Genomic DNA, 21,038 nt, shown 5'->3' on the forward strand with positions numbered 1-21,038 from the left:
GCCGACTCAGACGGCGACCGTGTCGACGGCTTCCGTGTGCTTGCCGGGTGCCTGCGCGTTCCTCCGCGGTCCGCGGGCGAGGACGTAGAGGAACAGGGCACCCATGACGGCGACGCCCGCCCACATGGCGTGCTGCCAGCCCTCGACGAACGACTGCTGTGCGGCGTGGACCAGTTGCCGAGCCTGCGGGCCTTCACTCTGCGCGGCCTGCATGGCGTTGGCGACTCCATCGCGGGCCGTGTCGGCGCTGCCCTGGGGGAGGCCGTCGAGCCTGTCGTCGATGGCGCCGCGGTACCCGGCCGACAGGAGCGCCCCGAGCAGGGCGACACCCAGCGCGGTGCCGAACTCACGCGTGACGTCGTTGAGCGCGGACGCGACGCCTTGGCGGTCACGGGGCAGGGACATGGTGATGGCCTCCGTCGACGGTGTCATCGACAAGCCCATGCCGGCACCCATGGCGAGCATGCCCGGGAGCACGGACAGATAGCCGCCGTCGACGGAGACGACGGCGGCCATGAGCGCCAGCCCGGCGCCCGCGAGCAGGATGCCCGTGGCCATGGCTGTACGAGGACCGACGCGCTCCGCCAGCTTCGGGGCGAGGCCGGAGGCCGCCATCATGAGGACGGCCATCGGCATCAGCGCGAGCGTGGACAGCAGCGCCGACCAGCCGAGGACGGCCTGGAGGAACGGGAAGAGGACCACGAAGATCCCGGCCTGCACCCCGAAGACCGCCAGCAGCGTGATCGAGCCGCCGGCCAGGCCGCGCTCGCGGAAGAGACGCACGTCCAGCAAGGAGGCGTCCCGGCGGCGCAGCTCCCGGACCACGAAGCAGACGGCGGCGAGAAGACCGACGACGAGGCCGGTCACGGTGGCGGGCGCGCTCCAGCCGCGTTCGGGGCCCGCCTGCAGGGCGAAGATGAGGCCGACCACGGCGACGACGGAGGTCAGCGCACCGACCGTGTCGAAGGAGTGGCCCGATGTCTCACGGGAGTTGGGGACCGAGCGCAACGCCATGACGAGCGCCACGACGATCAGCACGACGGGCAGGACGAAGAGCCACCGCCAGCTCGCCACGTCCACGAGCGCCGCGGAGAGGAACATGCCGAGAATGCCGCCGCCTCCGGCGACGCCGGTCCATACGCCGATCGCCCGTCCGCGCTCCTCCGCGGGAAAGGTGGAGGTGATCACGGCGAGAGTGATGGGCATGATCATCGCCGCGCCCACGCCGCTGAGCAGGCGTGCGGCGACCATGACCTCGGCCGATGGGGCCAGGCCCCCGACGACACTGGCCAGGCCGAAGACGGTCAGGCCCGCGATCAGCATGGGTTTGCGGCCCAGCCGGTCGCCGAGGGAACCGAGCGGGAGCAGCAGTGCGGCCAGGGTGAGTGTGTAGATGTTGATGATCCACAGGACGGTGCTCTGCGAGGCGTCGAACGCGACGGCCAGGTCGGCCTGGGCGACGTTCAGCCCGGACACCGAGGCGATGACGGCCATCAATGCGACGCACACGGCGATCAGGACGGAGCGCAGCTGACGCGCACTCGGCGCGCCGTCACCGTGGAGGCCACCGCGCGCGGCGGTCGCCGCCTGCGCGGACGGGTTCGTGGTCATGAATTCCTTTCGAGGGCATGCCGGACACGGCGCCGGAGCGCATCCGGTCGCCGGGAGCGGCAGGAGTCGGGTTGCGGGCGGGCGGCGCACGGCGCGTGGCACCTCGTCCGCGGACGTCGGACGGTGGTGCCGTGCGGCCGCGGCGTATGCGGCGTGACCCGAGTCGACCCGGGTCCGTCCGAGTCCGACGCTAACCGCGCCTTGCGGCCAAGGCATACGATGTTGCCCATGACGCAAGACGACGGCGAGCTGGACAGCCTGGTACGCAAACGCATCCGCGCCCTGCGCGTGGCTCAGGGCTGGTCCCTGGAAGAGCTGGCCAACCGCGCCAAGCTCAGCCCGTCCACGCTCAGCCGTATCGAGAACGGCCGGCGCCGACTCGCCCTGGACAGCCTCGTCACCCTCGCCCGCGCCCTCGACACCACCTTGGACCAGCTCGTCGAGACGGCCTCCGACGACGTCGTCGTCAGCCCGATGATCGACGGCGCTCACGGGCTGATGCGCTGGCCCGTCAAAGGCGACCCCGGCATCACCGTCGTACGTCAGCGGATGACCGAGCCGCCCCCCGACAACCCCGCACGTATGCGCGCCCACCCGGGCCGGGAATGGCTCGTCGTCCTGTCGGGCACCGCGATCCTCCTGCTGGGGCACCGCCGCATCCGCGTCGAGACCAACCAGGCCGCGGAGTTCCCGACGATGCTGCCGCACGCGATCGGCGCCGAGGGCGGGCCCTGCGAGATCCTGGGGATCTTCGACCGCGACGCCCGCCGCGGCCACCAGCGCGCCGAACGCGACACGGACGCGGACCGCTCCCGCATGTGACGTCGCCCGACCCGAAGACTTGCGCGTTCGGCACCCCGGGCGGCCACCTCCTTGCGGAAGCGGGAAGCAGCCGTGCCGAAAGCGCAGGCGGGTCCTAGCGTGACGACATGCCCCACGCACACGCACCCCACCATGGCACCCAGCACGCCCCTCGACACCAGCACGACGCCGACGGTCAGGCGGACATCCTCGACCTGGACGCGGAAGTCCTCTCCGAGCACATCGCCGCCGTCATCGACTGGCTGCCGCTTCGGACAACCCCCGGCCGGATCGTGGATCTGGGCTGCGGGACAGGAGCCGGCACCTTCGCCCTCCTCGACCGTTTCCCCACCGCACACGTCACCGCCGTCGACTCCTCGGCGGAACACCTCCAACGGCTGCGCGACAAGGCACGCACGCTCGGTGTGGAGGAACACGTGCGCACGGTCCGGGCCGACCTCGACGGCGCCGACTGGCCCGACCTCGGCACGCCGGACCTGGTGTGGGCCTCGGCCTCGATGCATCACATGGCGCACCCCGACCGCGCACTGCGCAAGGTCCACGACATCCTCGCGCCCGGCGGCCTGTTCACCGTCGTCGAACTGGCCGGCTTCCCGCGCTTCCTGCCCGAGGGCGCCCCGGAGGACCGGCCCGGCCTGGAAGAACGCTGCCACGCCGCGAGCGGCCGGCGGCACGCCGGGCATGTGACCCACCGCGGTGCCGACTGGGGAGGGATGCTCGTCGCCGCCGGATTCGCCCTGGACGCCGAGCGGACCCTCACCGTGAGCATCGACGGCTCCCGCAACGAGGCGGTCGGCGCGTACGCCCTCGCCGGACTGCGACGGATCCGGGGCAGTGTCGCCGAGGACCTCGAAGCCGAGGACCTTGCCGCACTCGACCGGCTGCTCGACATCGACGGCGACCGGAGCATCCTGCGCCGCGACGACCTCGCGGTGCGCACCGAGCGCGCCGTCTGGGCCGCGCGCCGCGACTGAACCCCGGTCACCCCGGGGGTGCCGACACGTCGGACGGCGCAGCGGCGCGAAGGCGTGTCGTGGCTGACGGCGTCGTGACTGTCGATCGCGGCGGAGGGAGCTTCAGCCCTTGTAGGGGTCGTAACAGTCCAGGGCGGGCCGGTAGAGCACATGCCAGGTGCGGCCCTCGATGACACCGCTCGGCGGCAGGCCGTGGCAGCCCTGGATCCATTCGATCTTCTTCACCATGGCGGAGTCGAAGACCCCGTCGAGGGCCAGCTTCGGCGGCTCGCCACCCCACACATTGCTCAGGCACTGTGCCTGCTCCACGGCCGGACCGGTGTCCCCGTACGTGAGCGTGGGCCGATACGTCGACGGTGTGTAGGAGCAGTCGGCGGGGGCGGCCACGGCACCATGGGGCAGGGCCAGCCCGAGTGCTGCGGCCGCGCACAGCGTCGTGCCCAGGGTGACCCACCTGCTGCCTCTCATACCGCTCCTTCCGGTCCGGCCCGTCGTTGGGACACGCGGCACCCGAAAGCTGAGGGTATTTCCATTTTCGCGCAGCCTCGACGAGGCTCGCGAGCGGTGCCGTCGCGACAGCACCGGAACCCGGGCGGGTGGGAGACCGGAAACCGGTCTCCCACCCCTCTGCCCAGGGGGTCAGCGCAGGCGCAGGGCCTCGCGGAGCGTCGTGAACAGGTCGGTCTGGTTGGTGACGCCGAGGACGCGGTATGCCTGCGGCCCCTGCGCGGCGATGCGGACCTGGGTGCCGGTGTGCTCCTGGGACTGGCCCGGGGTGTTGGTCGAGTAGTTGACCTTCAGCTGCTGACCCTCGTCGGTGACGAGCGTCGAGGACAGGCCGGGGGGAGTGGCCTCCAGCGGGACGATCTGGCTGGTGTGTCCGTGGTCGGCGGTGGTGACGACGAGGGTGTCGGGGTGCTTGGCCGCGTACGCGCGGGCCACCTTCACCGCGCGGTCGAAGGCCACGGTCTCGCCGATCTGGCCGCAGGGGTCGGCCGCGTGGTCCTGCTTGTCGATCGAGGCGCCCTCGATCTGCAGGAAGAAGCCCCGCTTGGAGTGCTTCTGCTGCTGCTTGGCCTCAAGGAGCTGGATGGCCTTGGTGGCGGAGTCCGCGAGGCTGGGAGTGGTGGAGGGGCGGTTCGGGTTGGACGTGACGCAGCGCTGCGGGTCGGTGCCGCCGGCGGCCGCGGTCCTGCCGGTCCACTCGGTGGGCACGTTGCCGGACGCGAGCAGGCCCAGTACGGGCTTGTCGGCCTTCGCGCCCTTCAGACCCGCGCTGTCGGTGACGACCTGGTAGCCGAGCTTCTGCGCCTGCTGGGTGACGGTCAGGCCCTTGTACTTCCCCGCGGTGACCGTCTGGTCGAAACGCTGCTTGCCGCCGCCGATGAGGACGTCGACCTTGTGGTCGACGGACTGCTCGGCGATCGAACCGGGCCCGCCGGACGTGATGGTGTCGGCGGGGCACTTGGCCATGTCGGCCGGACCCTGGCAGGAGCGGTCCGTGACGTGGGAGGCGAGCACGGCCGGGGTGGCGTCGGTGAGCTCGGAGGTGGTGACGCTGCCCGTGACGTAGCCGCTCTTCTGGGCCGACTCGAGAATCGTCCGGACCGCCTTGTCCGTGCCGGGCGTCTTGGAGATACGGCCGTTGACCGTCTTCACACCCGTCGCCCATCCGGTGCCGCTCGCGGCGGAGTCGGTGACATAGTCCGGGGTGCCGTCGGCGTGCACCGCGTACGTGGTGTAGGCGCCGGTGAGCGGGAACCTGTCCATGTTCAGGCGGCCGTTGGCGCCGACGGTGTAGTCGCGGGCGAGGGTGATCTCCGAGTCGCCCATGCCGTCACCGATGAGCAGGATGACGTTCTTCGCCTTCCCGCCCTTGATCGTGTCCTTCGCCTGCTGGGCACTGTCGAAGGCGCCGGCGGCGGTCGTGACGGCCACGGCGGCCGTGGTGGCGGCGACCAGCGCCGTGGCGACGGTCAGATGACGGCGGGTGGGTCTGAGCATGGATACGACTCCTTGAAGCGTCCGGAGTCCGGACGCGTTGACGTGACCAACGTGTCCCAGACCACCAGGTGTTGGCCAAGGAGAGGCAAACGGTCGGTCGTGCCGATGTATCAGGAACATGACGCGTATGGGATGCCCGGGCCGCACGAGTGCGGGCCGCCCGCCGCCCTCCGCACGCGACGGGGCTGAGACGTTCACCCGGCCGGGCGCCCCGCACGGGCGAGCGCAGCAACGGAATCCTGCACACGTCTGCCCGGTGGCGGCCGAACAGGGTTGGCACCGTCGGGGGAGACCACCCGGATGGTCGGTCTGCGGCGCCGCCGGGACGGTCATGTGCCGGAGACTGGAACATGCCAGACCGTGCTCGTGCCGACCGCACGGGGCAGGGGAGACCCGTCCTGCGCCGGCCAGGGCCGGCAAGCATCGACGGACGGGGGTTGGACATGATCCGACGCGATGCGCTGGCGGAGTACGCGCGCGGGTCCTTGTGGGTGCTTCCCACACTGTCCGTGCTGGGCGCGCTGGTCGCCGGCGCACTGTTGTCCCTCGTCAAGACCGGTTCGGCGTCGCCACTGGCCTTCCAGGGCACCGCCGACGACGCACGGACGTTGCTGATCGGGATCACCGGGACGATGGTGACGGTCATCGCGCTGCTGCTGGGCCTGACCGTGGTCGCACTGCAGTTGTCGTCCACCCAGTTCTCGCCCCGGCTGCTGCGCAACTTTCTGCGCGACCGGCCCAATCAGATCGTGCTCAGCGTCTTCGTGGCCACCTTCGCCTACAGCGCGGCCGGTCTGTACACCGTCGGTGTCTCGGGCGGGAGCCGCTCCGCGGACTTCCCCCGGTTCGCGGTGAGCGGCGCGCTCGTCCTGCTGTTCGTCAGCCTCGGCCTGCTGGTGTTCTTCGCCGACCATCTCGTCCATTCCATCCAGGTCGACGCGATCATGAGCGGGGTGCAGCAGAACACCGTCCGGGTGATCCGCGACAGGGTGTTCATGGGCGGCGCGGAAGTCCCCGCCGTACCGGAGTGGGCCGTGCCGGTCGTCTCCCAGCGCTCCGGGTACGTCCAGACCGTGTGTCCCGACCTGCTGCTGTCGGCCGCAGCCGAGCAAGAGGTGTCCCTGCGGCTGAGGCATCGGGTCGGCGAACACGTCGTCGCCGGAACGCCGCTGGGGTGGATCTGGCGCGGCTCACCGGGTGATGCCGCCCCGGCCCCGGAGACGTTCACGCGGGCGCTGGACATGGGTGTCCGCATCGGCTTCGAGCGCACCCTGGAACAGGACGCCGCGTTCGGAATCCGACAGCTCGTCGACGTCGCGTGCAAGGCGCTGTCCCCGGCGGTCAACGATCCGTACACGGCCGTCCAGGCGATCGACCACCTGTCAGTGATCTTCAGCGCGCTGGCGCGCCGGCCGCTGGGACACCATGTCGTCCGGGACGACGGCGGGGCCGTCGTGATCATTCCAGGACGGCGTTTCCCGGAGTACCTCGCCGTGATGTGCGGGCTGATCCGACGGTACGGGGCCGGTGAACCGACCGTCGTCCACGCCCTGCTCCGGCTGTTGCGCACCTGCGCGGTGGTCGTCGCCGACGACGCCGAGCGGTGCACGGCGATCGAGGAGCAGACCCGGATCGCCGTCACCGACGCCGAAGGAAAGGTGGCCCAGCCGGTCGATCTGGCCCTGGTGCACGCGGAGGCCGAAGCCGTGCACCGGCAGGTGGCCGAGAACCGGTCGGCCACCCGCGCCCCCGGCAAGCGTCCTCAGGAGCCACCACGCCCGTGAGGGGCAGGCCACAGGCAGGGCCTGGACACTCGGCGACACACAGCGTGTCGCCGGGCTCGGGCACGATCCGACGCGATGCGACGGCGGAGTGCACACCGTGGATCGTCGAGCTGCACGGGCCTGGGGGACCGGAGGTCAGCTGCGGTCGGCTTGGCTACAGCTTGCCGGCCGCAGCTGCCTCTCGCGCCGGATTCCCCTCCCACCGTGCCCGAGGCGGGACTTCCTCACCCTTCATCAGGAAGGTGTCGGCGTCCAGCCATGCCCGGTCGCCGATCGTGGTGCCGTAGTGGACCAAGGTGTTCACACCCAGGGTCACGCCCGCACCGATCGAGACGCGATCGCACTTGAAGGCACCGTCCTCCTGCGAGTGGCACTGAATGACGGCGTTGAGGTTGAGTGTGCAGTCGTCCCCGATCCGGACGAGGGTGCGTTCGGTGAGGATGCAGCCGTCGTCGAAGACCCGGTGGCCCATCCGGACACCGAGCAGGCGCCAGACCAAGGGTTTGAACGGTGTGCCGTTGAACGCGTGCATGTACTGGTGCGACGAGAGCTTCCAGAAGCGTTCGTGCCGCCAGAAGTCGGGGTCGTAGATCGAGCAGTACAGCGGCTTCACCGGTTGGACGTGTATCACGATCCGCTCGACCAGCGTGAAGTAGACGATGGTGAATACCCAGGTGAGCAGGGAGGCGAGCACGAAGGACGCCACGCCGATGCTGTGGTAGAGCTCGACCGCGGTCATGGTGATCAGGGTGAGCACGAAGAAGTGGAACCAGCGCACCAGCAGGTGCATGCTCGCGGTGACCGTGTTGTGCCTGTTCTTGCGGGCGAGGCGACGGCGCAGCTCGTCACCGTGGGCCAGATGGTCGAAGCGGGCATCTCGCATCACCGAGCGGGGGATCTCGAAGCTGGGTGAGCCGAGCAGTCCCAGGCCTTCGCGCCGCGGCCCGTCGATGGGAACCATCACCTTCGTCGCCAGCAGGCAGTTCTCGCCGGTCCGGCCGCGTGGGGGGTAGACGATGCGGTTGCCGAGGAAGTTTCTCGGCCCGATGAAGGTGGGGGTGAGACGGAACGACGAGCTGGAGAAGTCGACGTTGATGATGGACAGTCCGTCGGCGATCATCGTGCCTCTGCCGACCGTGCTCAGCTGAGGGATGTCGTGCTTGACGAGCGAGCCGAAGTTCGACCCGGTCTGCTGGACCTGGCACAGGTCGTATCCGACGCCTCGCAGGTAGTGCACGATCGCGGAACTGTCACCGAACAGCGTGGTGAAGAACTTGACGTTGGTCAGCCGTGTGATCGCGCGCTGGAGGCTGTGGTGGATGCCGTAGAGCGGGTACGTCCTGCCGGGTTCGATCGCGAGGCTGAGCAACCGGGGGACCGTGCTCACCACCAGCAGGCCCACCACGATGCCGCCGAAGAAGGCCACCAGGGACGCGACGAATGCCTCGACGTAGAACGCGGGGTGGGTGAAGGCCAGCGGCCCCGGGTTGAACACGGCGTTCAGCTGGGGCACCGCCAGGAGCACGACGCTCACACCGGCCAGCGTCAAGGGCAGATACACCAGCACGATGGCGAGCAACTGGGACAGGCTGTAGAGCACCCTGCGGCGGGTGCTGCACGCGGCGGGCTCGACGGCCCGGAAGTCGGTCGTCGTCGGCTGCGCCGGCGTGCCGTGCCACGACTGACCGGCCGGGATCGACTGCCCGGAGTGCAGGGAGGAGGCGTGACCCAGTTGGGAGTCGTCACCCATCGATGTCCTGATGTCGATGACCGCCTGCTCGGCGATCGTCACATTCCTGCCGAGCGTGACGTGATCCGTCTCGATCCAGCCCTCGTCCGCCCGGTAGCAGGACATCAGCGCGTCCTTGCGGATGACCGTGCCGTCACCGATGGACAGCAGGTCGGTGCAGACGGGCGCGGTACGAGTCAGGATGGTGACGCCTTTCCCGATGCGGGCACCGAGCGCCCTGAGATACAGCGAATAGAGCGGTGACCCGGTGAACAGACGCACCGGACTGGTGCGGATGAGGGACTTGACGCACCAGAAGCGGAAGTATGCGGCGCTCCATATGGGGATCTTCCGCGGGGAGAAGCGGCCGACGAGCATCCACTTGGCGGCGATGGGCAGCGCGCAGACACCGAGGAAGAGCACCGCACTGCAGAGGACCGCCCGCAGGTAGACGTCGGCCGTGCCCGCGCCTGCCACGGTCCATTCGTAGCCGATGACGGTTATCGTGGCGCCGACGGAGGTGAACACCAGGAAGGCCAGGAGCTGTACGGTCCCGCAGAACGCGTGCTGCCACGGGCGCGCCGGTGGTCGGGGTGCCTCTTCGGATGCGACGCCGGGCTCCGCCAGGGCGGGCGAGGAAACCCGCGCCGTCGCCCGCGCGGCTGCCGGTGCCAGGACGGGCCCCGCAGAGTCGGTGAACGCGGCCGCCAGGGCTCGGATCGTCGAATGCCGGTAGATGTCCTTCATCGAGACGGTGGGCAGGTCGTCGCGTTTGCGTACGCGGGCGCAGAATTGGGCCATCACCATGGAGTCGGCGCCCAGTTCGCGGAAGAAGTCGCCGTCCACGGGTACGTGTTCGGTGCCGAGGACGCCGGCGAGGATGTCGGCCAGTCGGCTTTCGGTGTCGGCGGTGGGCGCGTCCGCCGGGGACCCGGCCGTCCTGTCGGGGGCAGTGGGCGCCTGTGCCGGGGCGTTGTCCGTGAAGGCGGCGGCCAGGCCTCGTATCGAGGGGTGCTGGTAGATGTCCTTCATCGAGACGGTGGGAAGGTCGTCGCGTTTGCGTACGCGGGCGCAGAATTGGGCCATCACCATGGAGTCGGCGCCCAGTTCGCGGAAGAAGTCGCCGTCCACCGGTACCCGCTCGGTACCCAGGACCCCGGCCAGGACGTCGGCCAATTGCCCTTCGGTACCGGCCGCTGGATCACGCGTCCTTGCGGCTGGGGTTTCTGAGCGCATCTGCCCATCGCCTCCTGTCAGGTCGGTGTCCTGTGGGAGCTGCATACGAACGTTCTCGGGCTCTGGACGGTGAGGGATCGGGCGGTGACGGATCGTGTCCAGGAGCCGGCGCGCACGCTCGGCCGGGACGGCGCCGTCGGACCGCCGGCCGGCCGGTCGGCACGGGTGGCAGCCGCGGGTCCCCGCTGCGGAGGTCCAGGGTGGCGTGTGCGAGAACCGGGCCGGCCGTCCACGTACGGGAAAGAGGGTCGTCCGAGGCCGGCGACGCGGACGACGTGGCCCCGAGCTGAGCCCTGTCCCATGATTCAAGGTTGCGGAAAAGATCGTCGCTTCAACCACCCGCCACATGGCCACAGCGCCCCCGCCGACCGGCGGGGGCGCTGTGGCCATGTGGCTGACCGATCGGATCCGTTGGCCGGCACCGGACGTGGCCCTGGCCAGGTGCCGGCGCACAGGGCAGGGGCATGCGGCTTCCCGATCACGGTGAGGAATCGTATGGCCACACTTCGAAAGCGGATCTTGATGCGGACCTGGCAGCTCGAGACGGGCGCGGGTACGCCGGCCGTCCTCATCCACCGAATTCCCTGTGGTCCCGACCGGGGAACCTTCGCGATGCCGCGCGGATACTGGGACGTCACGTCAGTGCTGACACGGGGAGGGGCTGTGGCGGACGTCAGTTTCGGGATCTTCGTCATCGTCTTCATGGTTGCGGTGAGCGTGTTCTCCGTACGGGTGGCGTGGCTTCACTGGACCGACTCGGACCGGGCGCCCGATGTGGCCATGTACCGGTACTCGACGAACCCGTCGGTCATCGAGGGGCACGAACGCGGCGTCGTCGCCCTCGCGGGCTGGGTGGTGTTCATGACGCTCGGCCTCGTCGCCGCCGGAGCGGCCGCCGCGGGCGCGGGCCCCGCGGTCGACGTGATCGGCACATGCTTCGTTCTGGGCTCGCTCCCGTTGCTGGCGCTGCACGCCACGATCGCCTGGTTCAACTGGCCGAAGGTCCTGGTACCGCCACACCGGCGCCACGAGACGGGCTCGGTGACCGACTGGTGGCGTCACCGCCGAGAAGTCCGGGCCACGTCCGAAGAGTCCGCACGACGTGATGCCAGGGGCGGCATCTGACCCCGGGACGAAGCATGGAAACCGCTGGGATGCCCATCTGCCCTGTGTGCAACGGACAGTTGAAGGCCGGGCCCTTCCTCCTGTGCCGACGTGAGGACGACGGCCGACGCACATGTCGCCTGATCTGGGGCTGCTCGAACCAGCACGTCTGGTGGAAGTGGGCCGACCGCCCGTACGAACCACTGGAGCCGTGCCCGTATCCGGATCTGCTCGACGACTGACGACCACAACATCTGTGGCCGCAGGTGGCAGCACACCTAGCCTGTCGCCATGCAGCAGAGCAGAAGGCGTGACCGGCGTCCGGCTCGTCGCTCGGGGCCGGTGGGGGCCAGGCACCAGGACCCGGCTCCGTCCTTGGCGGTCGACGGGGCCGATGTCGTGATCGTCGGCTATTTCTCCGGCAAGCAGAAGGACTTCGCGGCGTTGATGGATGCGGCGGCGGAGGAGATGACGAGGCGTGGCGCTCGGGTCGTCGGACGGGTCGTGCAACGGCGTGGCGTCTCGGCCGGCGGGGCCCGGAAGATGGCTCTGCCGTACTCCTCTCGCACCCTTTTGAGCTACGGGAAGGTTCGCGAGGCGGTCGTGCTCTGTGAGCGGACCAACGCTGACGCGGTGATCTCCCTGGCGCCGCTGACCAGGCGTCAGGGGCGAGTGCTGACCGCGATGTTCGGCCGTCCCGTGGCGAGTCTGGCCGACGTCCTTGCCGGGGACTGAACATGTCGTCGGTTCGGCCTCTTCGCCGGGCTGCCGACGGTCCTGGGCCGACGAGAGTGACGGATCAGGACGGAACCGCCGCGCACAGGGTGGTACGGCGCTCCGTTGTGCGACCGGCTACGGTCCCTTGGCGGCGGCCGGGCGCCGCTCTTCGTGCACCGGACGTCCGCTGTCCTGATCTTGGACGACGGTCGGCCCGGCGAAAACCGGTGGAGCAGGGCCACAGTGCCCCACTACCGTGCTGCCGGACCGCGTCGTCTGGTGAAGGGCCTGCCGTTGTACACCCTGTGAGACCTCTCAAGCGCTGATTCGTCGCGCGTCGCCCTTGTGCGCCGCGCTGCTTCTTGCTGCGGACTTCTCACTGAAACCGGTGTACTTCTGTGCTCAATAGCTGGGTGGTCATGCCCACCTGCCTGCCGCTCGTTCTCCGTCGTTGTCACGTCTGCGCGTCCGAGCGCTTCCGGGCCGACGGGAAATTTCGCGTCAACGCCCACCACAAGCTCATCGACGCCTGGCTCCTCGTGCTCTGCACGGCGTGCGGGGAAACGGCGAAGCTCACGGTCCTGGAGCGGATGAACGTGCGCTCCGTACGGCCTGAACTGCTGGACCGACTGCATGGGAACGACCCTGCCCTGGCAGCGGAGTTGCTCCAGGACCCGGACGTTCGGCGCCGCAACCGCGTCGCCCTCGACTGGGACAACGCCTGGCGCCTCGACACGGGCGGATCGGATCACCTGGACCGTGAGGTGATCGACATATCGGTCCGCTTCGCGGCGCCGATCCCCGTCCGGCCGGCGCGACTGATCGCTGAAGGCTGCGGTCTTTCGCGGGCCGAGGTCGAGAGGCTGATCAAGGACGGCAAGCTCGTCTCGGCGGTGCGGCTGAGCGGCAGACTGTCCGGCGACTTCACCTTCACGCTCAAACGCTGAGCCTCGTCGGGACCAGGGGCCTGTCCGGCAGGATCCGTCGGACAGGCCCGTGGTCCCGTGCAGGGGCGCTCCGGCCGCGACGTCCAGTGAGCCAAGAGCCGGTCGGCCTTCATGACCGCTCGCTGCGGGAACGCTCCCCGGACAGAACCGAGTTGGACGACGCCGCGCTGGAGAGTCGAGCCGGAAAACAGCGAGCTTCCGTCGGCCGTGCCGCATAGCCTCAGCGCACGAGTCGTCCGACGGGGAGGGGTACGGCATGCGAGAGCAGGACTGGATCGAACGCGCGCAAGAGGACTTCGAAGCCGCGATGTTCGGCGGGGACACGTCCGCGCTGGACCGGTCCGACGACGCGCTCGACGCGATCGAGGCACCGCTTGCCATGGCGCGGGGAAAGATACTGCACGTCCGCTTCCTGGACGACCGCGAAGAGAACAGCCAGGAACTGGCGTTGTTCGAGCGCGCGGCGGAGTTGTACCGGCGTCTCGCGAACGCGTCGGGGGAGGCGGACGCGTTGTTCTGGATCGGTTGCTGGCATCAGGTCGTGAGGGGCGACGGCGCCGTCGGCAGGCCGTACTTCGAGCGGTCGTACGCGCTGGCGAAGTCCGTCGACGACCGGATGACGATGTCGTACGCGGTACGCCATCTCGGCTTCGCCGACAAGGACGCGGGCCGGTTCGACCAGGCGCGTGACCGGTTGACCGAATCGGTCGCACTGCGCCGGGAGATCGGTTTCGGTCCCGGAGAAGCCGCCGGTCTGGTGGCGTTGGCCTACCTCGCGGCCGAGACCGGCGACCGATCGGCGGCGCTTCACCACCTCGACGACGCCCAGTCGGTCGCCGAAGCATGCGGCGCCAAGGCCGTGTCGGGGTGGATCGCGCAGGCCCACACGAACATCCGCGCAGAGGGGCCGACTCACTGAGCGGCCTTCCGGCTGACCATGCCGACATCACGCTCGACCACCCCCTCGTCCGCGACGTGTTCCCGGATCTCATCGCCGAGTTGATCACCCTTCTGGAGATTGATGGGGAAGGCGATCTGGCGATCTGCGCGTGGGATCTTCGTCTGGTCGCCATGTGCGACTGCGGCGACGACTTCTGCCAGAGCTTCCGCACGGCGGTCCATCCGAAGGGGCAGCCGTACGGCGACGGTCATCGGTGTGTGCCGCTGCTGCCCTCGGAAGGCATGCTGGTCCTGGACGTCGTGCACGGCAGGATCAAGTACGTCGAGGTGCTGGATCGGGCGCCCATGCGCGATCGCCGAAGTTCCCCCTGATCGAGGAGCGGTTGCCGTGGCGGCTCGTCCGGCTGCCGGCCCCCTAGTGGCAGATGGCGCCGCGTGCGGGGGAGCCGACGAGTCGGGCGTACTTGCCGAGGACGCCGGTGGTGTAGCGCGGCGTCGGCGGCTGCCAGAGGCCGCGGCGTCGCTCCAGTTCCTCGTCGTCGACAAGGAGGTCGAGGCGACGGGCGGGCATGTCGAGGCGGATGCGGTCGCCGTCGCGGACGAGCGCGATCGGTCCCGTGGCGGCGGCCTCCGGTGCGACGTGTCCCACGCACAGGCCCGTGGTGCCGCCGGAGAAGCGGCCGTCGGTGAGCAGGAGGACGTCCTTGCCGAGGCCGGCTCCCTTGATCGCGCCGGTGACGGCGAGCATCTCCCGCATACCGGGGCCGCCCTTGGGCCCCTCGTAGCGGATGACGACGACGTCACCGGGGCGCAGTTCTCCGGCCGTCAGGGCGTCCATCGCGCCTTGTTCGCCGTCGAAGACCCGGGCGGTGCCCTCGAAGGCATGCGCGTCGAAACCGGCGCTCTTGACGACCGCTCCCTCGGGAGCCAGCGAGCCGTGCAGGATGGTCAGTCCGCCGGTAGCGTGCAGCGGATCGTCCAGTGGGCGAATGACCTTTCCGTCGGGGGCCGGTGGGTCGAGGGCCGCCAGGTTCTGGGCGAGGGGGCTGCCGGTGACGGTCAGGCAGTCGCCGTGCAGCAGGCCGGCGTCGAGCAGGGCCTTCATGACGACCGGAATGCCGCCGATGCGGTCGAGGTCGGCCATCACGTACCGGCCGAAGGGCTTCATGTCCGCCACGAGCGGAGTGCGGTCGGCGATCCGGTTGAAGTCGTCGAGGGCCAGATCGACACCTGCCTCATGGGCGATGGCCAGGAGGTGGAGTACGGCGTTGGTCGACCCGCCGAGCGCCATGAGCACGGTGACGGCGTTCTCGAAGGCCTCGCGCGTCAGGATCCGTCGTGTGGTGATGCCTGCGTCGATCAGTTTCACGACGGCCTGGCCCGAGGCGTGCGCCAGTTCGTCGCGGCGGGGATCAGGGGCGGGCGGCGACGCGCTGCCCGGAATCGACATCCCCAGGGCCTCGGCCGCGCTGGCCATGGTGTTGGCGGTGAACATCCCGCCGCAGGCCCCCTCTCCGGGGCACGCGTGCCGTTCGATCGCGTCCAGGTCCGCACGGCTGATCTTTCCGCGCGCACAGGCACCGACTCCCTCGAAGGCGTCGATGATCGTCAGGTCCCGGCCTTGCCAGTGTCCGGGCAGGGTGGAGCCCGCGTAGACGAAGACGGCCGCCACGTCCAGGCGGGCGGCGGCCATGAGCATCCCCGGCAGTGACTTGTCGCACCCGGCCAGCAGCACCGCGCCGTCCAGGCGCTCGGCGAACATCACCGTCTCCACCGAGTCCGCGATGACCTCCCGGCTGACCAGCGAGGCGCGCATGCCTTCGTGCCCCATCGAGATGCCGTCCGAGACCGAGATGGTGCCGAACTCGAGCGGGAAGCCCGCGGCATCGCGCACACCCGTCTTCGCGGCTCGGGCCAGACGTGCCAGGGACAGATTGCAGGGTGTGATCTCGTTCCACGACGAGGCGATACCGATCTGCGGTTTGCCGAAGTCCTCGTCCGTCATGCCCACGGCACGCAGCATCGCCCGTGCGGCCGTCCGCTCGATGCCGTCGGTCACGTCTCTGCTGTGTGGCTTGCGGTCGATCGCCTGCTCGGGCACGACGGTCACCATCCTCCTCGGCGTCAGCTCCTCCGACAGCCTGCCGCAGGCCGGCCACGGCACGAAGCGCCGAGGCCAGCCAGTCGGACGAAATGCATCCGCATGGCTCTGACCGGCCGTCGGCCCGGCAGTCGCGCCGTTGCCTCCCCCTCGACTCCAGCGCCGGTGTCCGTGGGGTGCGTGGGGCGCACGGACATCTGTCGAGGGTCTTGTGGCGCACCATCGCACTCGATAGGTTCGCCTATCGGATAGAGATCTCTATCGGATAGGAACCTCTATCCGACAAGGGTGTTCGGCACGACGAGAACAGGGTGGACGCATGGCGAAGCGCGTGACCAAGAGACGGCTGGAGACGAACGAACGGCTGCTCGACGCGGCGGAACAGGCCTTCGCGGAGCACGGCTTCCACGGGGTGTCGATCTCGGAGCTGTGCGCGCGGGCCGGATACACCTCAGGCGCGTTCTACTCGAACTACGCCTCCAAGGACGAGCTCTTCCTCGCACTGTTCACCCGGCGCTCCGAGGTCGTCCTCAAGCAGCTCGGCGAGGCGATGGACCAGGCCGTCGTGTCCGAGCACCCGGTCACCACCTTCATCGAGCTGGCGAGCGTCGTGGACGAGGAGACACGGACCTGGTTCCTCATCTCCACCGAGTTCACCCTCTACGCCATCCGGAACCCTGAGGCCGCCGAAGCACTCGCCCGCCACGACGCGGCGATGCGGGCGGAGATCAAGGAACTGGTCGCGCCACTCCTCACGAGCGATCCGAACGGCGTGGACGAGACGGATATGGACATGGTGCTGCGTTTCGTCGTCGCCGTCCGGGAAGGCGGACTGGCGCAGAGCCTGGTGGAACCGACCGCCCTCCCGCACGGAGAGCTGGAACGCCGCTTCCTCCCCGCACTGTTCGGGGGGCTCCGATGACGACCGGCATCGAGAAGTGGTGGGCCGACGGCGATCTGGTGCCGCTCACCGTCGCGGGAGTGCGGCGCGAGGTGTTCGTCCGCCGGATCGGCCGTGGCCCCGTGGTGACCCTGCTCCACGGCTTCCCCAGTTCGTCGTACGACTGGGCGCGGGTCGTCCCGGCACTCGCCGCGCACCACACCCTCCTCATACCGGACTTCCTGGGCTTCGGCGCGAGCGAGAAGCCGGCCGGTCACGACTACTCGATCCACGAACAGGCCGACCTGGTGGCCGCGTTGTGGCAACACGAGGCAGTGACGTCCACACGACTCGTGGCACACGACTTCGGCACCACCGTCGCCCAGGAACTGCTCGCGCGCGTTGCCGACCGCTCGTCGACGACCGGGATCACGAGCCTCACCATGCTCAACGGCGGCATCTACCCGGAGCTCCACCGCCCGGAGCCGGCCCAGTCGGCCCTGCTCGACCCCGAACTCGGCCCCCAGATCAGCGCGTCGCTCAACGCCGAGCTCATGGCAGCCGCCCTCGCACCGACCTTCGCCGAGGGCTACGACGCCGCCACCGACATGGCGGACATATGGAAGAGCGTCAGCCGCGGCGACGGCCACCTGAACTCCCACCTGCTGATTCGCTACATCACCGACCGCATCACCCACCGTGACCGCTGGGTGGACGCCATGGAGACCAGCGATCTGCCCAAGACGTTCATCTGGGGCCTGCGCGACCCCATTTCGGGTGCCCACATGGCGGAGCGGATCGCCCAACGGATGCCGGACGCGGCGCTCCACGCCCTGACGGACGTCGGACACTGGCCCCCGCTGGAAGCACCACAACGCGTCGCGTCCCTGATCCTCGCCACCGGAAAGAGCGAATAGGCCACGCAGGCGTCGACGCGGGCGCGCTCACGACCCCACCACGGCTCCGTACACCGAGAGGAACGAATCCCATGGCAACCGCCCAGCCCTACGCACCCGAGATCCTGGACCTGATCCGCGCCAACGTCGGCCCGATCCCCGACGACTTCGATCTCCCGCTCCCGCCCATGAACCTCTCGGTCGAGGAGGAACGGGAGGTGCGCAAGCAGGAACTCGCCGCCGCCTTCCGGGTGTTCGGAAAGCTGGGATTCTCCGAGGGCGTCGCCGGTCACATCACCGCCCGCGACCCCGAATTCCCCGACACGTTCTGGGTGAACCCCTTCGGCATGAGCTTCAACCAGATCAAGGTCTCCGACCTGATCCGCGTCGACCACGAGGGCAACCTGCTGCACGGCAGGCGCCCGGTGAACCGTGCCGCGTTCTGCATTCACGCCGAGGTCCACAAGGCCCGCCCCGACGCCGTCGCGGCCGCACACGCGCACTCCCTCCACGGAAAGGCCTTCTCGGCGCTCGGCACACCGCTGGCACCCCTCACGCAGGACGCCTGCGCCTTCTACGAGGACCAGGGCATCTACAGCGACTACCGCGGGGTCGTGAACGACTCCGAGGAAGGGCGTCGCATCGGCGAGGCGCTGGGCTCGGCGAAGGCCGTGATCCTGCAGAACCACGGCCTGCTGACCGTCGGCCAGTCGGTCGCCGCCGCGGCGTGGTGGTTCATCACCATGGAACGCTCGTGCCAGGCCCAGCTGCTGGCGATGGCGGCCGGCTCACCGATCGAGATCGACCACGACACCGCCGCGCTGGTCCGCAAGCAGATCGGCGGACCGCTCGCGGGCTGGTTCCAGTTCCGTCCGCTGTGGGACCAGATCACCGCCTCCTCACCCGACTTGTTCGACTGAGACCGCACCGCGGGCAGGCCCGCCACGGGCCTGCTCGGCGGCAAGGGCGGAGGCGGACACGAGTGTCGCGGCGGCGAGGCTGCCCCAGAGGGCGGCCGAGCCGTGCGGCGCGAGAGCGGTGATGACCGCCGGGGAGACGGCGAGGCCGAAGCCCGTGGAGACCTGGAAGCGGGCGAGGGCGCGTCCCAGGACGTGGGGCGGGGCGAGGGCGGTGACGAGCGCGGTGGCGCTGCCGGCATAGATGATCTCGCCGACGGTGCAGAGCACGGACACCGCGGCGACGGCCGGGGCAGCCCAGCCGTGTCCCAGTGAGGTGGCCGCGAGGAAGCCGAGGTAGGACACGGCCAGCACCACGCCGGCGAGGGCCAGCACGGTCTGCCGCGCGAAGCGGGACAGCAGGACGGTGACCGGAACCTGCAGGGTGACCACCAGGACCGTGTTGGCCACGAAGATGGCCGCCGACCACATCGGGGACGCGTGCAACTGTGTCACCAGGACCAGAGGGAGCGCGATCTCGGGGACGTTGAGGCAGAAGACGTAGACCACGTTGGCGGCCAGCAGCGCGCGCATCCGAGGTGCGGGCCCGTCGGCCCTGCCAGGGTCCGGGGCGCCGGCCGGATGCGCGCGCAGATGGACCGACCACACCAAGGCCGCCGCGGCGACATAGGCGAGCCCGGTGACGGCTGCCAGCGTCCGCAGCGCGCTGGTGCCGCCCGTCAGGCATGCGATGGCGAGAAGCGCGCCCGCGCCCAGGCCGGCGTTGCGCAGGGCGCGGCCTGCCGCGAGAGCGGCGTCGCGTTCGCGGCCGTGGGAGACCGTGGCCACGAGAGCCGCATGGGCGGCCGGCCAAGCCTGGTCGCCGATACCGAGGACGAGCGCAGCGGCCGTGAACAGCCAGACATGCCCCGCAGGGGCGGCCAGCAGCAGCACCACACCCAGCACCCGCACCAGCATCGACGCCGCCACGACCGTGCTGCGTGCGCCCCGGTCCAGCCATCGCCCCACCACGGGCATGCACCCCAGACCCACGACGACACCTGCTGTCATGGCGATGCCGGTGGCAGGCGCCGACAGCCTGAGCACCGTCACCCCGTAGAGCAGCAGAAAGGGCCGCAGCAGGCCAGTGCCGAGCGCGTCCACGGCCAGGGCGACGGCATAGCGCGGGCCTCCGGAGGCCCGGACGAGGGCGCGCTGCCGGATCTTGATGGTGGTTGTCATGGCGCCCACGGTGGGTTCGGACGTCGGTCCGGTCACGTCGGTTGACGGACAGCGTCAATCGACGCGGTCGTCGGCCGTCCGAGCAGCGAGGATGAGGGGATGACGTTGAGGATCGACATCAGCGGCCTGCCGTCCGAGCGACTGCGGTTCGCCGCGTCCCCGCTCGCCGAGCTGACCGCCATGCTGCACGTGCTGGCCGAACCCGGGCACCATCCGCAGCTCGCCGGCTGGGCCGGGGACGTCTGGTCCGGGCTGCGGCCGGAGTTGGCCGAACGGCTCAGGGAGGCGGAGTTCCTCTGGCGTTCTTCACAGGCCGACTTCCTGATCCCCGCCCGGCCACGGCCGACCCTCGCCGAGGAGTTGGACGACGTGGACCGGATCGACGACGAGACGTACGTGACCGCCGCGCTCGTCAGCACATGCGGCAGCAACCGGGTCCCCTTCAGCGCGGCGTCGCCACTCACCGACGCGACCGCTCGCGAACGGGCCCTGGACCTCGCCCAGGCCCGCGGCCCGCGCCAAGAAGCCTTCGCGGAACGGTTGCTCGCGGACCCCGCGGCCGTGCGGGCGCGGGTGCGTCACACCCTCGAACAGTGCGCCGAGGCCTTCTTCGACGCCGCCTGGAAGGATGTCGCCGTACAACTGGCCACCGACCTGCGGGTGAAGAACGACCTGGTGAAGCGCCAGGGCATCGGCGCGGCGCTCGCATCGGTGTCGGACGCGGTCACCCTGGCGTCGGACGGCGACTGCATCGTCGTGGACAAGCTGCAGGACAAGGCGACCTCCGCCTCCGGCACCGGCGTGAGCTTCATCCCCAGCGTCTTCGGCAGCCCGCACCTGGTGGTGGTGCACGCGCCGGGGTGGCAGCCGGTGGTGCAGTACCCCGTGGCCGGGCCGCGTCCGTCGCAACCGGTGTCGCTGGAAACGGTCACGCTGCGGCTGGAGGCCCTCGCGCATCCCGTACGGCTGAGACTGCTGCGCACCCTGGCCCGCGGCCCCCACACCACCGGCGAACTGGCCCACGCCTGGGAACTCTCACCCCCTGAGGTCTCCCGCCACCTCGCCGTCCTGCGCCGCGCGGGCCTGCTCACGTCCCGGCGGCACGGGCGTTATGTTCGCTACGCCCTCGATCTGCCGGATGTGGCGGCGCTGGGGTCCGACCTGCTGGCGGCCGTACTGCGCTGAGCGGCTTCCG

General features: G+C 69.9%; 19 protein-coding genes. 13 read left to right on the plus strand and 6 right to left on the minus strand.

The features are described 5' to 3' along the window. Positions 1-6: 6 nt before the first annotated feature. On the minus strand, positions 7-1,611 hold the full coding sequence (locus ACSYGO_RS42735) for an MFS transporter (RefSeq protein WP_460390020.1): 1,605 nt from the start codon (positions 1,609-1,611) through the stop codon (positions 7-9). Positions 1,612-1,830: 219 nt separating this feature from the next. Here ACSYGO_RS42735 and ACSYGO_RS42740 point away from each other — a divergent pair, with 219 nt between their 5' ends. Further along, entirely contained in the window at positions 1,831-2,433 is a 603-nt protein-coding gene (locus ACSYGO_RS42740; protein ID WP_432175262.1) for a helix-turn-helix domain-containing protein, read from the plus strand. A 107-nt stretch (positions 2,434-2,540) separates the two neighbouring features. Further along, the gene (locus ACSYGO_RS42745) at positions 2,541-3,407 is read left to right on the plus strand and encodes a class I SAM-dependent methyltransferase (protein ID WP_460390021.1); all 867 of its coding nucleotides are present in this window, start codon (positions 2,541-2,543) and stop codon (positions 3,405-3,407) included. Between the two features lie 102 nt (positions 3,408-3,509). On the opposite strand, the gene ACSYGO_RS42750 is transcribed toward ACSYGO_RS42745, so the two are convergent. Beyond that, positions 3,510-3,875: a peptidoglycan-binding domain-containing protein gene (locus ACSYGO_RS42750; RefSeq protein ID WP_426675231.1), complete on the minus strand. Its 366-nt coding sequence runs from the start codon at positions 3,873-3,875 to the stop codon at positions 3,510-3,512. Positions 3,876-4,046: 171 nt separating this feature from the next. Beyond that, a complete protein-coding gene (locus tag ACSYGO_RS42755) occupies positions 4,047-5,411 on the minus strand; it encodes an alkaline phosphatase (RefSeq protein ID WP_460390022.1) in 1,365 nt (454 codons plus the stop codon). 443 nt (positions 5,412-5,854) lie between these two features. On the opposite strand from ACSYGO_RS42755, the gene ACSYGO_RS42760 reads away from it, so the two are divergent. After that, positions 5,855-7,195, plus strand: coding sequence for a DUF2254 domain-containing protein (locus ACSYGO_RS42760; RefSeq protein WP_460390023.1), 1,341 nt, complete (start codon positions 5,855-5,857; stop codon positions 7,193-7,195). Positions 7,196-7,349: 154 nt separating this feature from the next. Here ACSYGO_RS42760 and ACSYGO_RS42765 read toward each other — a convergent pair whose 3' ends face one another. Beyond that, positions 7,350-10,160 (minus strand): Pls/PosA family non-ribosomal peptide synthetase, encoded by a 2,811-nt coding sequence (locus tag ACSYGO_RS42765; RefSeq protein WP_460390024.1) that lies wholly within the window; start codon positions 10,158-10,160, stop codon positions 7,350-7,352. A gap of 663 nt (positions 10,161-10,823) precedes the next feature. Here ACSYGO_RS42765 and ACSYGO_RS42770 point away from each other — a divergent pair. The 6 genes from ACSYGO_RS42770 to ACSYGO_RS42795 all read left to right on the plus strand — a co-directional run bounded on the left by ACSYGO_RS42770 (position 10,824) and on the right by ACSYGO_RS42795 (position 14,200). Next, on the plus strand, positions 10,824-11,285 hold the full coding sequence (locus tag ACSYGO_RS42770; RefSeq protein ID WP_460390025.1) for a hypothetical protein: 462 nt from the start codon (positions 10,824-10,826) through the stop codon (positions 11,283-11,285). 29 nt (positions 11,286-11,314) lie between these two features. Continuing rightward, complete coding sequence (locus ACSYGO_RS42775) at positions 11,315-11,506, plus strand: dehydrogenase (protein WP_460390026.1); 192 nt, start codon at positions 11,315-11,317, stop codon at positions 11,504-11,506. 133 nt (positions 11,507-11,639) lie between these two features. Then, positions 11,640-11,999: a hypothetical protein gene (locus ACSYGO_RS42780; protein WP_460390027.1), complete on the plus strand. Its 360-nt coding sequence runs from the start codon at positions 11,640-11,642 to the stop codon at positions 11,997-11,999. Positions 12,000-12,379: 380 nt separating this feature from the next. Further along, positions 12,380-12,928 carry a DUF1062 domain-containing protein gene (locus ACSYGO_RS42785; RefSeq protein WP_435221039.1) on the plus strand — a complete coding sequence of 183 codons (549 nt, stop codon included), beginning with the start codon at positions 12,380-12,382 and terminating at the stop codon, positions 12,926-12,928. 256 nt (positions 12,929-13,184) lie between these two features. Continuing rightward, on the plus strand, positions 13,185-13,847 hold the full coding sequence (locus ACSYGO_RS42790; protein ID WP_460390028.1) for a tetratricopeptide repeat protein: 663 nt from the start codon (positions 13,185-13,187) through the stop codon (positions 13,845-13,847). A 56-nt stretch (positions 13,848-13,903) separates the two neighbouring features. Beyond that, positions 13,904-14,200, plus strand: a complete 297-nt coding sequence (locus ACSYGO_RS42795) for a hypothetical protein (RefSeq protein ID WP_460390029.1) — start codon at positions 13,904-13,906, stop codon at positions 14,198-14,200. A 43-nt stretch (positions 14,201-14,243) separates the two neighbouring features. Here ACSYGO_RS42795 and ilvD read toward each other — a convergent pair whose 3' ends face one another. Then, complete coding sequence (ilvD, locus tag ACSYGO_RS42800) at positions 14,244-15,941, minus strand: dihydroxy-acid dehydratase (protein ID WP_460390030.1); 1,698 nt, start codon at positions 15,939-15,941, stop codon at positions 14,244-14,246. Positions 15,942-16,248: 307 nt separating this feature from the next. Here ilvD and ACSYGO_RS42805 point away from each other — a divergent pair, with 307 nt between their 5' ends. The 3 genes from ACSYGO_RS42805 to ACSYGO_RS42815 all read left to right on the plus strand — a co-directional run bounded on the left by ACSYGO_RS42805 (position 16,249) and on the right by ACSYGO_RS42815 (position 18,625). Further along, positions 16,249-16,851: a TetR/AcrR family transcriptional regulator gene (locus ACSYGO_RS42805; protein ID WP_426675220.1), complete on the plus strand. Its 603-nt coding sequence runs from the start codon at positions 16,249-16,251 to the stop codon at positions 16,849-16,851. Beyond that, positions 16,848-17,726, plus strand: coding sequence for an alpha/beta fold hydrolase (locus ACSYGO_RS42810; RefSeq protein WP_460390031.1), 879 nt, complete (start codon positions 16,848-16,850; stop codon positions 17,724-17,726). The genes ACSYGO_RS42805 and ACSYGO_RS42810 overlap by 4 nt, the downstream gene beginning before the upstream one ends. A gap of 71 nt (positions 17,727-17,797) precedes the next feature. Further along, positions 17,798-18,625: a class II aldolase/adducin family protein gene (locus ACSYGO_RS42815; RefSeq protein ID WP_426675218.1), complete on the plus strand. Its 828-nt coding sequence runs from the start codon at positions 17,798-17,800 to the stop codon at positions 18,623-18,625. On the opposite strand, the gene ACSYGO_RS42820 is transcribed toward ACSYGO_RS42815, so the two are convergent. After that, on the minus strand, positions 18,605-19,843 hold the full coding sequence (locus ACSYGO_RS42820; protein ID WP_460390032.1) for an MFS transporter: 1,239 nt from the start codon (positions 19,841-19,843) through the stop codon (positions 18,605-18,607). The genes ACSYGO_RS42815 and ACSYGO_RS42820 overlap by 21 nt on opposite strands. 99 nt (positions 19,844-19,942) lie before the next feature. On the opposite strand from ACSYGO_RS42820, the gene ACSYGO_RS42825 reads away from it, so the two are divergent. Then, positions 19,943-21,028, plus strand: a complete 1,086-nt coding sequence (locus tag ACSYGO_RS42825; protein WP_460390033.1) for a DUF5937 family protein — start codon at positions 19,943-19,945, stop codon at positions 21,026-21,028. Positions 21,029-21,038 lie beyond the last annotated feature (10 nt).

The organism is Streptomyces krungchingensis (assembly GCF_054729265.1).

Coding starts and splice junctions, on each gene's coding strand:
- ACSYGO_RS42735 (WP_460390020.1), bottom strand. CDS start 1,611: ATGACCACGAACCCGTCCGCGCAGGCGGCGACCGCCGCGCGCGGTGGC.
- ACSYGO_RS42740 (WP_432175262.1), top strand. CDS start 1,831: ATGTTGCCCATGACGCAAGACGACGGCGAGCTGGACAGCCTGGTACGC.
- ACSYGO_RS42745 (WP_460390021.1), top strand. CDS start 2,541: ATGCCCCACGCACACGCACCCCACCATGGCACCCAGCACGCCCCTCGA.
- ACSYGO_RS42750 (WP_426675231.1), bottom strand. CDS start 3,875: ATGAGAGGCAGCAGGTGGGTCACCCTGGGCACGACGCTGTGCGCGGCC.
- ACSYGO_RS42755 (WP_460390022.1), bottom strand. CDS start 5,411: ATGCTCAGACCCACCCGCCGTCATCTGACCGTCGCCACGGCGCTGGTC.
- ACSYGO_RS42760 (WP_460390023.1), top strand. CDS start 5,855: ATGATCCGACGCGATGCGCTGGCGGAGTACGCGCGCGGGTCCTTGTGG.
- ACSYGO_RS42765 (WP_460390024.1), bottom strand. CDS start 10,160: ATGCGCTCAGAAACCCCAGCCGCAAGGACGCGTGATCCAGCGGCCGGT.
- ACSYGO_RS42775 (WP_460390026.1), top strand. CDS start 11,315: ATGCCCATCTGCCCTGTGTGCAACGGACAGTTGAAGGCCGGGCCCTTC.
- ACSYGO_RS42790 (WP_460390028.1), top strand. CDS start 13,185: ATGCGAGAGCAGGACTGGATCGAACGCGCGCAAGAGGACTTCGAAGCC.
- ilvD (WP_460390030.1), bottom strand. CDS start 15,941: ATGGTGACCGTCGTGCCCGAGCAGGCGATCGACCGCAAGCCACACAGC.
- ACSYGO_RS42805 (WP_426675220.1), top strand. CDS start 16,249: ATGGCGAAGCGCGTGACCAAGAGACGGCTGGAGACGAACGAACGGCTG.
- ACSYGO_RS42810 (WP_460390031.1), top strand. CDS start 16,848: ATGACGACCGGCATCGAGAAGTGGTGGGCCGACGGCGATCTGGTGCCG.
- ACSYGO_RS42815 (WP_426675218.1), top strand. CDS start 17,798: ATGGCAACCGCCCAGCCCTACGCACCCGAGATCCTGGACCTGATCCGC.
- ACSYGO_RS42820 (WP_460390032.1), bottom strand. CDS start 19,843: ATGACAACCACCATCAAGATCCGGCAGCGCGCCCTCGTCCGGGCCTCC.
- ACSYGO_RS42825 (WP_460390033.1), top strand. CDS start 19,943: ATGACGTTGAGGATCGACATCAGCGGCCTGCCGTCCGAGCGACTGCGG.